The sequence below is a fragment of the Sphingobium psychrophilum genome (assembly GCF_012927105.1).
GTDB classification, from domain to species: Bacteria; Pseudomonadota; Alphaproteobacteria; order Sphingomonadales; family Sphingomonadaceae; genus Sphingobium; species Sphingobium psychrophilum.
The window spans coordinates 48872-63151 of the sequence record NZ_JABBFV010000005.1 but is presented as its reverse complement, the minus strand read 5'-3'; the positions used below and the strand labels follow the sequence as shown (position 1 = coordinate 63151).

Sequence of the window (14280 nt, the reverse complement as noted above, 5' to 3'; positions counted from 1 at the left end):
CGCTCATTTTGCCGTAAGCGGCGCTTCAGTGCCACTTTTGCTTTCCCATCGTCGAAACGGTGAAAAGGACGCTTTTGAGCTCAAAGGGGGCGGATGATGGAGTAATCGGCACTTCAGTGCCCTACCCCTTGCGCCGCGAATCAGGGTAATGCATCACAGTGCTGGACGAAACGTAAAGACTGGATGTGCCACAGGCCCTTCGGGTTTCTGAACTGCCAGTCTTGATCGAAAGGCCAAGGCGCCAAGCCTATCAGGGCTCGCCGCCTGCTCTGTGAAAATGTTGATATGGTCGACGAGCGAGGTGCGGTCCGTGGCTCAGGGGCGGATGTGCCAGAGAATTATGAAGTACCGCATCCTTACGAGACAGTCATCCCATATGGCTTATTCGCTTGCAGCGCGATAGCGGCCATGGCCGACCTTCACGAGGCAGCCTTTCGTCGCACATGCGAGAAAGATAGCAGCGGGGAATACCGTTATCTGCAAGATCCTTCGTCCTCACCTCGCCTCGGTCTTGTGCGAAGGCTACAGCGCGCTCTCTCAATGACGGCTTCGGACCTCCCGCCAGCCTAACGCGCTCTGCGCGATCACGATCGCGCTTTCGTATGCCATATGTTGGTTCTCGTGGGGAAGCGAGGGGCGCATCTGCAGCAAATTCGCGGGATGAATCGTGATGCTGAAATGAAGGGCTTCTCGCTAAAGCACGGTATCGTGATATGGATTGTTTGGCTTGCTCCGATACGAATAGCAAAATTGTTTTAGACGTATCCTGAAATGGGAGCCAGTGTCCCAGCAACCGCCGTATGGAGTTATGATACGACGAGCTTGCTGCTAGGAATGACTCGCTGCTCCAGCAGCGAGGCCCAAGCGCTGAGCGCCTCCTTGCGCGGTTCGAATAGTTCGGACTTATTGTAGACCCGCATGATCTTGGATCGCGTAGCGGTCGCGACATGATTAAGGATGCGATCCGCAACATGGGGAGGAATTCCCAAAATTTCGCAGCCATGCGTATTGAAGGTCGTCCGAAGATCGTGAACTACCCAGTGTGGCATCTCGGGGGTCTCTTCATCCCCCGTCCGTTTGATACGAGCCGCCTGAATCGCTTGATCTAATCTGCGCCGTCCCTTGGTGAAACCGGAAACGGGCGTATCACCTGTGGTCGTGAAAACGAGCTTGGAGTCCTTGGGGCGATCCGGATGCTCCATCGCTTCGATGATGATCGATCGCGCCAGTCTGGAGAGCGGCACGCGAAGCGCATTATTCATCTTGGTGCGGGCACCTGGTAACAACCACACAGCGTCGCCGGGCGCCCGATCACTCGCAAGATCAAGATGCTCGACCGGCATCGCGGCCACCTCTTCGCGTCGATTGGGGAGGACGATCAGCAACCGAAAAAGCTGGGCGAACGGATAGCCCAATGTGCCGGCGGCGGCCCATATCTCTTTGAGCTCACCGATTGTGTGAAACCGCTCGCGCTCATTTTCCTTGGACGGCTTGCGCACTTTCTCCGCCGGATTTTCGGCCAAAACGCCTTCGTCGACGCACCAGTTGAAGAAGGCAGATGCGTAGGCGAGATTCCTGTTAGCGGCGATCGGGGCAGTTTTGGCATGCTTTTTTACGAGATCGGAAATCTCTGCCTTCATGATCGATTCGGGTTGTCGATTGAGCAGAGTGCGCAGGAGCCCCCGCTTGCCGTCGAGCGCTCGCTTCGTCTGCGCGCCGCGACGGTGCTGCGAAAGCACGGCCTTGTCATAGTCCTCGATCACCTCGGAGAGGGTTTTGCGGTTGAGCGAAGCAATCGCCGCAGTTCGCCGCGCGACCCGCTTGCGTTCGTTGGGATTGCTACCCTGGTCGATTTGCGTCCGGGCGACGCGGGCAGCTGCACGAGCTTCTGCGATCCCCATGCCCGGCCAGGTTCCAAGCTTGATCCGAGTGCGCTGGCCATCCTGCAGGCGCACTGCGAGAGACCAGCTCGCGCCGCGTTCGCCGGCTCTGATAAGAAGTCCGGCTTCCTTATCGTCCCGAAGCTCGATACGCTTCCCCGGCTCGGAGCGGAGTTTGGCAATTGCAGCCTCAATGCCGTTCTTTGTCAAGGATATAGCCATGGACGTAACTCGCAAAGTGAGAGAATAGAGCTTCTATGGGTGCCGTATGGATGTCAAAATGGCCTTGACCGCCCGTGTTCGATCATACATTCAGACGGAGAAATATGGAAGAGGTTCTCTGATATTATTCAGTAAGTTCAGCAAGATAAATCAATGCGCACGAGCCTTGATGGAAGGTGACGGAAGCAGACGGAATCTTCTTAAAACGACTCTTAATCAGCGGGTCCTTGGTTCGAGCCCAAGTGCGTCCACCATATTCCTTCGATCGACCGCAACATAGATTGTCAGGCGCCGCTGGCTCCCGTCGATAAGCTGCGGCGGCAGCTTTCGTTACGCAAGGCATGGTCGGGGCGTTTCATGATCCGGTGACTCAGCGAATTGCTGCATTGAAACGCGGAGCTGAAGGATGTGATCGCGACGTGCGGCACATAATCGTCATGCTCCGATTCTACGATCAGGACGTCGCTACCGAACTGCTCGCAGGCGGCAAACGCGCGGTCCTGATGAACGTGCGAAGGTGACGGCGATATTGATTGATCCCGTCACGGCTGATCAGCGCCTTGGGCACGTCCCAATGACTGTCGGGATAAAGGGCGGGGACGCGCAGGGCCAGCCAGTTGACCGTCCGTTCCGCGGTCAGCAGGGTCGCAAGATAGCCGCCATAGCTGGTGCCGACAACGGCGATCGCGGATGGATCGACCTGCTCCCGCGCAACCAAGAAATCATTGGCGGCGATGACGTCGGCCAAGCCATCGGCGCGGGTTACGCTGTTACGCTCCTGCTAGTGCCTGGCATGGCCGCGCAGGTCGAAGGTGAAGCAGAATGCAGCCCAGTTGCGGACCTCCTCTGCCCGTGCCATATTCTGCTCCTGCGACCCGCCCCAGCCATGGATGAAGAGCACGCCGGGTGTCAGGCGCGCAGGCGTAAGGATCGTCCCGTTAGATGCTCGCGACCCACGATGATCGAGACGCGACCTTCATGATCGGTCATAACAATGAAATGTCCCATCATTTTACGAGACGATGCCCAATAGTGTCCGGGACGCGCCGTTTCGCCGGAGTAAGTTGGCCGGGACGGCATATCACCGGCGAACGGCGCGCCAGATTATAAGCGGCGCGTGTTGACGTCCATACGCTTAAACTCCCATTCAGACATAAAGCCATAAAGGCGCATGAGCGGCAGAAAGGCCAAAGCCCCGCCGTGTCATCTTTCAAGGGAAACTCTTCATGCCGCTTGCGACCGTATCGAGACTGTTCGTGCTGACTGCCCTTTGCGCTGCCAGTTCCCCTGCATTCGCGCAGGCGGGAGATCCGGTCAAAGGGAAGACGGTGTTCGCACGCTGCGCGCTATGCCATGACGTCAAGGCCGGACCGAAGAAGATGGGTCCGTCGCTCGCCGGGATATTTGGTCGCACGTCGGGCACTATGGCGGGCTTCACCTATTCGCCCGCGATGCAAAAGGCGAAAATTCGCTGGGACGCAAAGAGCATCGACACGTTCCTGACCAAGCCGAGCGGGCTGGTGCCGGGCAACCGCATGGCCTTTGCCGGCGTCCCCAACCCGGTCGATCGCGCCAACCTGATCGCCTATCTTAAAGCCGAAGCCAAGTAAGCGAGGGCTAGATTCCGCCCGCCGTTACGGTCCAGCCGCCGCGTTCCAGTGCGGCGCTGAGATCGGCGGTGCAGGCGTCCAGCGTAGTTGCATTAGTCGAGCGAATCACGAAATTCGCGCCGGTGCGGCCTTCGCGGAAAAAAGGATAGCTGCCAATCTGGCAATCTTCATGCGCGCGTTCGGTCGCGGCGAGCAGGTCAGCGATTTCGCTTTCGGCCACCCAGCAGCCGATCGTCGCAGACAGCAGCGGCAAACCGCCTTCCAGCGTGCCAGTCAGGCAGTCGAGCATACCCGCGGTGATATAGGGCACGCCGGCCATGATGAAGATGTTTCCATGGCGGATGCCGGGCGCACCAGACATACGATTCTCGATCAGGTCCGCGCCGGCCGGCACCCGTGCCATCCGCAGTCGCGCTTCGGTCAATCCGCCGCGCGTCTCATAATAGCCCGACAAGATAGCGCGCGCGCCTTCATGGATTTCCACCTCTACGCCCAGCGCCGCCGCGATCGCATCGACCGTAATGTCGTCGTGAGTCGGGCCGATGCCGCCGGTCGTGAACAGATAATCGTTGCGGGCGCGCAGCGTGTTGACCGCCTCGACAATCGCGTCCTGCACATCGGGCACCACGCGCACTTCGCGCAGACGGATACCCTGAACGCCCAGCCAACTCGCGACTTGGGCGATATTTTTGTCCTGGGTGCGGCCAGAAAGGATTTCGTCGCCGATCACGATCAGCGCTGCGGTCCAGATGCGGGTCGGATCGGCCATGCGCCAGCCCATAGCCTGCCCCGGACGCCCTGCCTAGTCGCCCTCTCGCATTATGCGGCTATTGCGCTTATAAATAGGGCATGACTGACTATATAACCATGACGGCCGATGCGCCGATTTCCCGCTCCGCTGCAATCAAGCTGTATGACGAATCCGGTTTCGCCGGCATGCGCAAGGCCGGGCGGCTCGCCGCAGAGATATTGGACGCGCTCGTGCCGCATGTCGTGCCCGGCGTCACCACTGGCGAACTGGACGATATCGTCCGCCGCATGTCGCTAGACGGTGGCGGCGTGCCCGCGACCCTGGGTTATCGCGGCTATACCCATAGCTGCTGCATCTCGCTCAACAATGTGATCTGCCATGGCATTCCGGGCGACTATCGGCTCAAGGACGGCGATATCCTGAATATCGACGTCACCCCGCTGGTCGATGGCTGGCATGGCGACACCAGCCGCATGTTCATCGTCGGCGACGCTGCGATCAAGGCGCGGCGGCTGGTCGAAGTCACCTATGAATGCCTGATGCTGGGCATTGAGCAGGCTAAGCCCGGCAATCATCTGGGCGATATCGGCTATGTGATCCAGCGGCATGCCGAAAAGCACCGCTATGGCGTAGTGCGCGATTTTTGCGGCCATGGTCTGGGCCAGGTGTTCCATGACAGCCCCGAAGTCGTCCATGTCGGCCGCCCTGGCACTGGTCCTGAACTGCGTCCCGGCATGTTCTTCACGATCGAGCCGATGATCAACATCGGCAAGCCCGGCGTGAAGATGATGGACGATGGCTGGACCGCGGTCACGCGCGACCGCACGCTGTCGGCGCAGTTCGAACATAGCATCGGCATCACTGAAACGGGCTGCGAGATATTCACGAAGAGCCCGGCGGGCCTGGACTGCCCGCCTTACACGCTCTGACGATCAAAATGCTGCTCAAAAAACGGGCAACGAGCCAAGATATTGCCCTGAATCCGGGCAATATGGACAAAGATTGCTGCATCGCCGAAAGCATGTTCTAGCGATTCGCGAGTTGGCACGGTAATTGATTGTTAAGGGGAACGGCGCCGGCCTTGGGGGGCATGACGATCGTTTCCTGAAGGAGAGAGGGATGCGGGTCGCCCCCGCGTTCTGTACGTGCGTCATGGGTTGGGATTACGAGTAATGAAAAAGATCGAAGCGATCATCAAGCCGTTCAAGCTGGACGAGGTGAAGGAAGCGCTCCACGAAGTAGGCGTGTCCGGCATTACTGTGACCGAGGCTAAAGGTTTCGGCCGCCAGAAGGGGCATACCGAACTGTATCGCGGTGCCGAATATGTCGTCGATTTCCTGCCTAAGGTGAAGCTGGAGGTCGTCGTCGACGACTCGCTGGCCGATCGCGTGGTCGAGGCGATTTGTTCTGCGGCGCAGACCGGTCGCATCGGCGACGGCAAGATCTTCATTTCCGCGGTCGAGGGCGCTGTACGCATCCGCACCGGCGAGCGAGACAGCGACGCCATCTGAGTTTTCGTGCGTTTCCGCCGAACTAGGGCGGATACGGTCTTCAACTGCCCCTTCGGGGGGGTATTTCTAAGAGAAGGGCAAAAGCACATGGCCAATACGCCAAAAGACATCCTGAAGATGATCGAAGAAAAGGAGATCGAATGGGTCGATGTCCGCTTCACCGACACAAAGGGTGCCTGGCACCATCTGACCATGTGCGCGGGCGTGATCGGCGAAGATGAACTGACCGATGGCCTGATGTTCGACGGCTCCTCGATCGAGGGCTGGAAGGAAATCAACGAATCGGACATGATCCTGAAGCCGGATCTGGACGCGGTCTACATCGATCCGTTCAGCGCCACGCCGATGCTCATCCTGGTCTGCGACATCGTCGAACCCGAAGACGGCTCGCTCTATGCCCGCGACCCGCGCTCGACCGCCAAGCGCGCCGAAGCCTTCCTCAAGACCACTGGCCTTGGCGATACGGTTTATATCGGCCCGGAACCCGAATTCTTCATGTTCGATGACGTGAAGTTCGAGAACACCTACAGCTCCAGTTCGTACAAGCTGGACGATGTCGAACTGCCGACCAACACCAACACCACTTATGAAGGCGGCAATATGGGCCACCGCCCGCGCGCCAAGGGTGGTTACTTCCCCGTCGGCCCGGTCGATGTCACGACCGACATCCGCGCCGAAATGGTATCCACGTTGCTGGAAATGGGCCTGCCCATGGACAAGCATCACCATGAAGTCGCGGGCGGGCAGCACGAACTGGGCCTGACCTTCGGCAAGCTGGTTGAAACCTGCGACCGTATCCAGATCTACAAATATGTCGTGAAGATGGTTGCCCAGGCCTATGGCAAAACAGCGACCTTCATGCCCAAGCCGATCAAGGCCGACAATGGGTCGGGGATGCACACCCACATCTCGATCTGGAACGAAGGCAAGAACACCTTTGCCGGCGACGGCTATGCCGGGCTTTCCGAAACCTGCCTGTTCTTCATCGGCGGCGTGATCAAACATGCCAAGGCGATCAACGCCTTCACCAACCCGACCACCAACAGCTACAAGCGCCTGGTGCCCGGTTTCGAAGCGCCCGTGTTGCTCGCTTACTCGGCGCGCAACCGTTCGGCATCGTGCCGCATCCCCTATGGTGCCGGCACCAAGGCGAAGCGCGTCGAATTCCGCTTCCCCGATCCGCTCGCCAACAGCTATCTCGCCACCTCGGCGCTGCTGATGGCCGGCATCGACGGTATCGAGAACAAGATCCATCCCGGTGGTCCGATGGACAAGAACCTATACGATCTGCCGCCCGCAGAACTGAGCCAGGTGCCGACCGTCTGCGGTTCGCTCCGTGAAGCGCTGGACAGCCTCGTTGCCGATCACGACTTCCTGCTGAAGGGCGGCGTGTTCACCAAGGACCAGATCGATGCCTATATCGAACTGAAATGGCCTGAGGTTTACGCGTGGGAAATGGCGCCGTCGCCGGTCGAATTCGACATGTATTACAGCGGCTGATCCTTTCAGCACTGTTTTCGGGAAAAGGCCCGGTCGCGACAAGCGGCCGGGCCTTTTGCTTTGTGGTCGAGGGCCCCAGATAGAGCGCATGAACTCGCTCGCCATGCTGGGCCTTGCCCATCCGATCATCCAGGCGCCGATGGCCGGCGTGTCCACGCCGGAGATGGCGGCGGCCGTCAGCAATGCCGGTGCGCTTGGGTCAATCGCTGTGGGCACCGCCGATGCCTCTGCCGCGCGTACCATGATCGATGCCGTGCGAACGCGAACGGACCGGCCGTTCAACGTCAATCTCTTCGTCCATGCGCCCGCCAGAGCCAAACCGGCGTTGGAGCGGCGTTGGATCGATGCGCTAGCGCCGCTGTTCGGCGAATATGGCGCGCATCCCCCGCCATCGCTTCGCGAAATCTATCGCAGCTTTGCGGAAGACGACGCGATGCTGGCCATGCTGGTCGATGCGCGGCCGGCGGTTGTCAGCTTTCATTTCGGATTACCCGACCGCCGAAAAATCGATCGGTTGAAAGCGGCGGGCTGCCTGCTGCTGGCCAGCGTGACCCATCTGGACGAAGCGCAGGCGGCCAAGGCGGCAGGCATGGACGCCATTGTGGCGCAGGGTTTCGAGGCAGGCGGCCATCGGGGAATGTTCGATCCCGATGCGCCCGACGATAGCCTGGGCACCGTAGCGCTGACCCGCCTCTTGGTCGAAAAAGCCGGACTGCCCGTTATCGCGGCCGGCGGCATCATGGACGGTAGGGCCGTGCAGGCGGCGATCGACCTGGGGGCGGTAGCGGCGCAATTGGGCACGGCCTTCATCGCCTGCCCGGAAAGTAGCGCAGACGCGGCCTATCGCGCGGCACTGTTCAGCCCGGCGGCGGCGCATACGGTCATGACCCGCGTCGTGTCAGGACGGCCCGCCCGCTGCCTCGCCAATCGGTTTACCGCCTGGGGGCAGCAAAGCGACCGGCAGCCGCCCGATTATCCGATCGCCTATGATGCGGGCAAGGCGCTCAACCAGGCGGCGAAGGCGGCCGGTGAAGGCGGCTATGGCGCGCAATGGGCCGGACAGGGCGCGCCGCTCGCCCGCGCATTGCCCGCCGCCGATCTGGTGGCGCTATTGGTCGCGGAAATGCGGGAAGCCCGGCATGAGGGCCTTTCCTGAGACAGCGAGCAAGACAGTTGTATGCGATTATCGCGTGCGATCCGGGATCGACGCGCCGAACAATATGATCGGCTCGCCCGGCGGCGACAGGGCGATCTCGCCGCCCGATTCCGCCACCATCTGGCGCACCATCCAGGCGGCGGCCGTGCGGGACGCCAGCCCTTCGATCGGCAAGGTGCCGGCCAGTGCGGCGCGCAGGTCTGGATCGAGCACGACCTTGGGGCCTTCGCCACGCACCACGATCTCGGTCAGGCCCGGCCGCTTTTCCGCGCCAATGTCCAACTGCCCGCCGCGCACCAGCGCGTCGCCGGCGATCAACGCCAGGTTGAGCAATATCTTGGCGGCGAGCTTGTCGAGCATCTGTTCCTCGACCAGCCAACCGACCTTGACGCGGCCGGTGCTCGCGAACATGCCCTCGATCGCCACCTTCGCTTCATGGGGCGGGACGGCATCGCCAAAGCCGCCAGCGGAGCCGAAGGCCAAGCGGAAGAATTTGAGCTTGTTGGCCGAAGTGCGGGCGCTGTCGCCCAGCAAGTCCAGGCAACGCTGGCGCATTTCCGGGTCGGTTTCGTCCGCCATCAGCTCCAGCCCATTGTTGAGCGCGCCGACCGGGCTCAGCAGGTCATGGCACAGGCGCGAGCAAAGCAGGCTGGCAAATTCGATGCTGTCGGTCGGGTTGGTCATGCGAGCTCTGGGTCACCGGATTATGAAGGAAATGAACGGGTCTTTGGCTAATGCGCCGCGCCGCGCGCCGATGCAAGCCCGGCCTACCGCCTTTCGCTCACCGACTGTCGAGATGCATTTTGGTGAAATGGACATTAACCGCCGTCCCCGGCACTGCCCGCCATAAAGTCGCGCCCCCTGCCCCGACGATCAGCCACAAATTTCCATCGGGTGCCGCGCAGGCCGCATCGGTCGCGGATGGCGCGGCGATGCCCGACGGATGCGAATGATAATGACCAATGATCTTTGGCCCACCTGATCGCGCCGCCCGGTGTGCGGCGATCAGCGCCACCGGGTCCAGTTCGAAATGGCGGGCGGGATCAGGCGCCACATTGGCGGCGGGGGCAATCGCCTCGATCCGGTCGTCCGAACCCAGTAACAGCCCGCACACCTCATGACCATCGGCGGCCGCCAGAGCCATGATCTGTTCCAACAGAATCCTTGAAATTTCGACCCGCATTCCTACATCTCTAGCCAATGGGTCCGGGGGTTTCCATCATCGAAGCAGCTATTGGCGAAGCGCAGCATGGCTGGCGCCTCGATCGTGCGCTCGCGGACATCTTGCCCGACCTGTCGCGCGAACGGCTGAAAGGCCTGATCGGCGAGGGACAGGTACAGTCCGCCAACGTCGGCAAGATCAGCGTATCGATGAAGGTCGCGGCCGGGCAGATGTTCACCATCACCCTCCCCCCGCCTGTGCCGCTGGATACGTTGGCGCAGGATATCCCCCTCACCATCGTCCATGAGGACGCCGACCTGATCGTGATCGACAAGCCCGCGGGGCTGGTCGTCCATCCGGCCGCCGGCAATCTGGACGGCACGCTGGTCAACGCGCTGCTGCATCATTGCGAAGGGCGGCTGTCCGGTATCGGCGGGGTCGCCCGGCCCGGGATTGTCCATCGCATCGACAAGGATACGTCGGGCCTGCTGGTGGTCGCCAAATCCGATAAGGCGCATGAAGGATTGGCCCGCCAGTTCAAGGATCACAGCATCGACCGGCTTTATGCAGCCATCGTCTATGGCTTGCCCAATCCGGGCACAGGGACAGTCGACACCTGGATCGGCCGATCCGACGCTGATCGAAAGAAGATGGCGGTTCATCGGGAAGGACGCGGCAAGCACGCCGTTACCCATTATCGCACGACACAGAGGTTGCGCGACGCGGCGATGGTCGAATGCAAGCTGGAAACTGGCCGCACGCATCAGGTTCGCGTCCATATGCACCATATCGGACACCCCTTGATCGGTGACCCGGTTTACGGTAGAGAAAGAAAAGGTTTCAAATCAATACTGGAAACGCTGGGTTTCAAAAGGCAGGCATTGCACGCCAAAAGCCTGGGGTTCATACATCCGGTAACGACGGAGCGGCTGATGTTCGAAAGTACACTGCCCGCCGACATGCAGGAACTGTTAAGCCAGCTCCACGTATAGTGATCAACAAGTTTGCGACGGCGCCTGAGACGCCTCTTCTGGGTCCCGCCGCGCAATGAAAGGGAAAGGTGACGACATGGCCAAGAGCAATGTCCCCGCGGTTCCAGCGCTGGGCGGTGAAGCCAGCCTCAACCGCTATCTGTCGGAAATCCGTAAATTTCCGCTGTTGACGCCTGAGCAGGAATATATGCTCGCCAAGCGTTATGAGGAACATCAGGACCCGGAGGCTGCCGCCCAACTGGTGACATCTCACCTGCGCTTGGTGGCAAAGATCGCCATGGGGTATCGCGGCTATGGCCTGCCGGTCAGCGAGCTGATTTCCGAAGGCAATATCGGCCTGATGCAGGGTGTTAAGAAGTTCGAAGCCGAACGCGGTTTCCGCCTGGCTACCTATGCGATGTGGTGGATCCGCGCTTCCATTCAGGAGTTTATTTTGCGCAGCTGGTCGCTGGTCAAGATGGGCACCACCGCATCGCAGAAGAAACTGTTCTTCAATCTGCGCCGGATGAAGAATAATATCGAAGCGTTCGAGGATGGCGACCTGAAGCCGGAGGACGTGACCAAGATAGCGACCGATCTGGGCGTCAGCGAGCAGGACGTTGTGTCCATGAACCGTCGCATGGCGATGGGCGGCGATACGTCGTTGAACGTCCCGATGCGCGAGGATGGCGAAGGTCAGTGGCAGGACTGGTTGCAGGACAACGACCCGTTGCAGGATGAGCGCGTCGCGGAAGAGCAGGAGCGCACCCAGCGGCATGAGATGCTGGTTGAGGCGATGACCGATCTCAACGACCGCGAGAAGCATATCCTGGCCGAACGCCGTCTGGCCGAAGAGCCCAAGACGCTGGAAGAACTGTCCCAGGTCTATGGCGTATCGCGCGAGCGCGTTCGCCAGATCGAGGTTCGCGCCTTCGAAAAGCTGCAAAAGGCTATGATGCGCATAGCCGGCGACAAGCTGGGCAAGATGGCGCGGTTCGCCCTGGCCTGATCCTGCGATAGACCGAAACCAAGAAGCCCCGGAGCGATCCGGGGCTTCTTTGTTGTTCGGGCGGGCCAACGTGGCGGCGCATTTATCGGGAGATCGTCCGTTCCATGGCGATGCTGCCCTCTCCATAGCCGGCTCCTTTATTCACAGATAGGAAGCCATGTTTCCGCCAGAAGGCGTCGGCACCGTTGACGGCGGTCAGCGTGATGCGCGCGAAGCCCGCGGTATCCGCCTGATCGATGACCAACTGCACCGCATCCGCCGCCGCGCCGGTGCCGCGCGCCCGTGGCAATAGCGCCAGGTCGTGGAGATAATAGCGATCCACCGTCGCAAGGATGGCGAGGATGGGGACATTGAGCGCAGGCGGCTGGTCGCCCTGCCAAGGGTGGCTGACCAGATAGCCCAGCGCTTCCTCGGCACGCTCCAGCATCCAGCATCCGGCCGGGTAAAGTTGCAGGCGTTCGGCGTAGATGTCGGCGTGTTCGGTATAGGTGCCGTGCACAGTGTCAGAGATCGCCGCCACCGCCGGGATGTCGGCCGGGCGCATTGGGCGCCAGGCACTCATGCGGGGAGCCCAAGAGCCTGGCGGGTCGCGGCCAGTATCTCGTCCGACAGCGCTAGGTCGCCCACCCCGCGGGCCAGCACCATGGCCCCGACCATTTGCGCCATGCGCGCTAGGGCGTCCTGCCTGTTCACGTCAGGCCCCGACTGCTCCAAGATGGTGGCCAGTTCCTCAAATCCGTGGCGGAAGGCGTCCGCCAGATCGCCGCCGCGCCGCGCCGCGTCCGGCGCAAGGGCGATGAGAGCGCAGCCGGTTTCCGGCGCGTCGCGATTGCGGGGACTGAGATAATTATCGGCGATCGCAGCAGGCGCATCGCCCTCCCCGGCCGCCTCCGCCACAGCCCGCCACCGCTCGGCACTGGTCGCCAGCGACGCGGCGCAGGCTTCGGCCGCCAGCGCCTCTTTCGAGTCGAACTGATTGTAGAAACCGCCATGGGTAAGGCCGCATTCGCGCATCACCTCCCCAATGCCGACCCCTTCTACCCCACGCGCACGAAACAGGCGTGATGCGGCATCGACCACCTTCTCCCGATTGCGCGCAGCCTGATCGCGGCTGACCTTCATATCCTGCTTCCTCCAACTGGCCCCTTGACCTTATATATGATGTCCATCATTTAACGCCAGTCCGATCATGACCCAGAAGGGGCGTTTATGCTGTCGACCCTGTTTGCGCGCCACTTGGCCGCGCGGAATATCCATTATGGCTGGGCGGTGGCCGGTACGACATTCCTCACCATGTTGGTCGTGGCCGGCGCGGTCGGGGCGCCTGGCGTTCTGATCGTGCCGTTGCAAAAGGAGTTCGGCTGGAGCGCGGCGGATATCAGCGGGGCGCTCGCGATACGGTTCCTGCTGTTTGGCGGTATGGGGCCGTTCGCCGCCGCCTTCATGAACCGTTTCGGTGTGCGGCGCATGATGTTGATTTCGCTATCCATCGTCATCGGCGGGATGCTGTTGTCGCTGGGCATGACGCAGTTGTGGCAGTTGATGCTGCTGTGGGGCGTGGTCATCGGCATCGGGACCGGGCTGACCGCGATGGTGCTGGGCGCGACGGTCGCGACGCGCTGGTTCGGGCAGCGGCGCGGCCTGGTCATGGGGCTGTTGTCAGCCAGCACGGCGACCGGGCAACTCGCCTTCCTGCCGCTGCTCGCGGGCCTGACCGACAGTCATGGCTGGCGGGCGGCATTGCTGCTGGTGTGCGGGGCGATCGTCGTGGCGGCGGTAGTCGTGCTGCTACTGATGCGCGATCGACCTGCCGATCTGAGCCTGGCACCCTATGGCGAGACGGATATCCAGCCTGCCGTCGCTCAGCCCGCCAGCTTCGGCGCGTTGCTGATGATGCCGCTGATCGTGCTGCGGGACGCGGCAAAGGTGCCGACGTTCTGGATTCTCTTCTTTTCCTTCTATATTTGCGGGGCGAGCACCAATGGGCTGGTGCAGACCCATTTCATCGCACTGTGCGGCGATTATGGGCTGGCCGCGGTCGGCGCGGCGTCGATGCTGGCGATGATGGGATTGTTCGATTTCGGGGGCACGCTGGCGTCGGGTTGGATGTCCGACCGGTTCGACAATCGCTGGCTCCTCTTCTGGTATTATGGGTTGCGTGGGCTGTCGCTGCTCTACCTGCCGTTCAGCGATTTTTCGCTCTACAGCCTGTCCATCTTTGCGATTTTCTATGGCCTGGACTGGGTAGCCACCGTGCCGCCGACGGTGAAGCTGACGGCGCAGCGTTTCGGGGCGGAGCGGGCGAATATCGTTTTTGGCTGGATATTCGCCGGGCATCAGCTGGGCGCGGCCAGTGCGGCGCTGGGTGGCGGACTCGCCCGGACCGTGTGGCTGAGCTACATGCCGGCGTTCATCGGCGCTGGCATCCTCTGCCTGATCGGTGCGGGCCTGGTGCTCCTCATCAATCGCGATCAGAGGCGGGAGACGTTCGCGACCGCTTGAACCGGG

The 14280-nt window shown here is 61.3% G+C and carries 15 protein-coding genes; 8 read left to right on the top strand and 7 right to left on the bottom strand.

Translation table 11 applies throughout. The features are described from left to right. Positions 1 to 806: 806 nt before the first annotated feature. Together HHL08_RS08575 and HHL08_RS25555 are read right to left on the bottom strand one after the other, a co-directional pair. Entirely contained in the window at positions 807 to 2102 is a 1296-nt protein-coding gene (locus HHL08_RS08575; RefSeq protein ID WP_169572402.1) for a tyrosine-type recombinase/integrase, read from the bottom strand. A 454-nt stretch (positions 2103 to 2556) separates the two neighbouring features. Next, a complete protein-coding gene (locus tag HHL08_RS25555) occupies positions 2557 to 2850 on the bottom strand; it encodes an alpha/beta hydrolase family protein (RefSeq protein ID WP_235954989.1) in 294 nt (97 codons plus the stop codon). A 478-nt stretch (positions 2851 to 3328) separates the two neighbouring features. On the opposite strand from HHL08_RS25555, the gene HHL08_RS08565 reads away from it, so the two are divergent. Continuing rightward, a complete protein-coding gene (locus HHL08_RS08565; RefSeq protein WP_169572400.1) occupies positions 3329 to 3712 on the top strand; it encodes a c-type cytochrome in 384 nt (127 codons plus the stop codon). A gap of 7 nt (positions 3713 to 3719) precedes the next feature. Here the strand turns inward: HHL08_RS08565 and HHL08_RS08560 are convergent, their stop codons facing one another. Then, positions 3720 to 4481 (bottom strand): competence/damage-inducible protein A, encoded by a 762-nt coding sequence (locus HHL08_RS08560; RefSeq protein WP_169572398.1) that lies wholly within the window; start codon positions 4479 to 4481, stop codon positions 3720 to 3722. 80 nt (positions 4482 to 4561) lie between these two features. Between HHL08_RS08560 and map the strand changes: the two genes are divergently transcribed. The 4 genes from map to HHL08_RS08540 all read left to right on the top strand — a co-directional run bounded on the left by map (position 4562) and on the right by HHL08_RS08540 (position 8630). After that, a complete protein-coding gene (gene map, locus HHL08_RS08555) occupies positions 4562 to 5392 on the top strand; it encodes a type I methionyl aminopeptidase (RefSeq protein WP_169572396.1) in 831 nt (276 codons plus the stop codon). A 243-nt stretch (positions 5393 to 5635) separates the two neighbouring features. Beyond that, positions 5636 to 5974 carry a P-II family nitrogen regulator gene (locus tag HHL08_RS08550; protein WP_066601956.1) on the top strand — a complete coding sequence of 113 codons (339 nt, stop codon included), beginning with the start codon at positions 5636 to 5638 and terminating at the stop codon, positions 5972 to 5974. An 87-nt stretch (positions 5975 to 6061) separates the two neighbouring features. After that, positions 6062 to 7474 (top strand): type I glutamate--ammonia ligase, encoded by a 1413-nt coding sequence (gene glnA, locus HHL08_RS08545; protein ID WP_169572394.1) that lies wholly within the window; start codon positions 6062 to 6064, stop codon positions 7472 to 7474. Positions 7475 to 7562: 88 nt separating this feature from the next. Further along, positions 7563 to 8630, top strand: coding sequence for an NAD(P)H-dependent flavin oxidoreductase (locus HHL08_RS08540; RefSeq protein ID WP_169572392.1), 1068 nt, complete (start codon positions 7563 to 7565; stop codon positions 8628 to 8630). A gap of 27 nt (positions 8631 to 8657) precedes the next feature. On the opposite strand, the gene HHL08_RS08535 is transcribed toward HHL08_RS08540, so the two are convergent. Both HHL08_RS08535 and HHL08_RS08530 read right to left on the bottom strand, forming a co-directional pair. Next, positions 8658 to 9314, bottom strand: a complete 657-nt coding sequence (locus HHL08_RS08535; RefSeq protein ID WP_088185661.1) for a histidine phosphotransferase family protein — start codon at positions 9312 to 9314, stop codon at positions 8658 to 8660. Positions 9315 to 9411: 97 nt separating this feature from the next. Then, complete coding sequence (locus HHL08_RS08530; RefSeq protein ID WP_169572390.1) at positions 9412 to 9813, bottom strand: M67 family metallopeptidase; 402 nt, start codon at positions 9811 to 9813, stop codon at positions 9412 to 9414. A gap of 17 nt (positions 9814 to 9830) precedes the next feature. On the opposite strand from HHL08_RS08530, the gene HHL08_RS08525 reads away from it, so the two are divergent. Together HHL08_RS08525 and rpoH are read left to right on the top strand one after the other, a co-directional pair. Further along, positions 9831 to 10784 carry an RluA family pseudouridine synthase gene (locus HHL08_RS08525; RefSeq protein ID WP_169572388.1) on the top strand — a complete coding sequence of 318 codons (954 nt, stop codon included), beginning with the start codon at positions 9831 to 9833 and terminating at the stop codon, positions 10782 to 10784. A gap of 76 nt (positions 10785 to 10860) precedes the next feature. After that, a complete protein-coding gene (gene rpoH, locus HHL08_RS08520) occupies positions 10861 to 11772 on the top strand; it encodes an RNA polymerase sigma factor RpoH (RefSeq protein WP_169572386.1) in 912 nt (303 codons plus the stop codon). 82 nt (positions 11773 to 11854) lie between these two features. Here rpoH and HHL08_RS08515 read toward each other — a convergent pair whose 3' ends face one another. Both HHL08_RS08515 and HHL08_RS08510 read right to left on the bottom strand, forming a co-directional pair. Beyond that, positions 11855 to 12334, bottom strand: coding sequence for a GNAT family N-acetyltransferase (locus HHL08_RS08515; RefSeq protein WP_169572384.1), 480 nt, complete (start codon positions 12332 to 12334; stop codon positions 11855 to 11857). Beyond that, entirely contained in the window at positions 12331 to 12894 is a 564-nt protein-coding gene (locus HHL08_RS08510; RefSeq protein WP_169572382.1) for a TetR/AcrR family transcriptional regulator, read from the bottom strand. The genes HHL08_RS08515 and HHL08_RS08510 overlap by 4 nt, the downstream gene beginning before the upstream one ends. A gap of 87 nt (positions 12895 to 12981) precedes the next feature. On the opposite strand from HHL08_RS08510, the gene HHL08_RS08505 reads away from it, so the two are divergent. Then, positions 12982 to 14274 (top strand): MFS transporter, encoded by a 1293-nt coding sequence (locus HHL08_RS08505; protein WP_169572380.1) that lies wholly within the window; start codon positions 12982 to 12984, stop codon positions 14272 to 14274. The last annotated feature ends 6 nt before the right edge of the window (positions 14275 to 14280 follow it).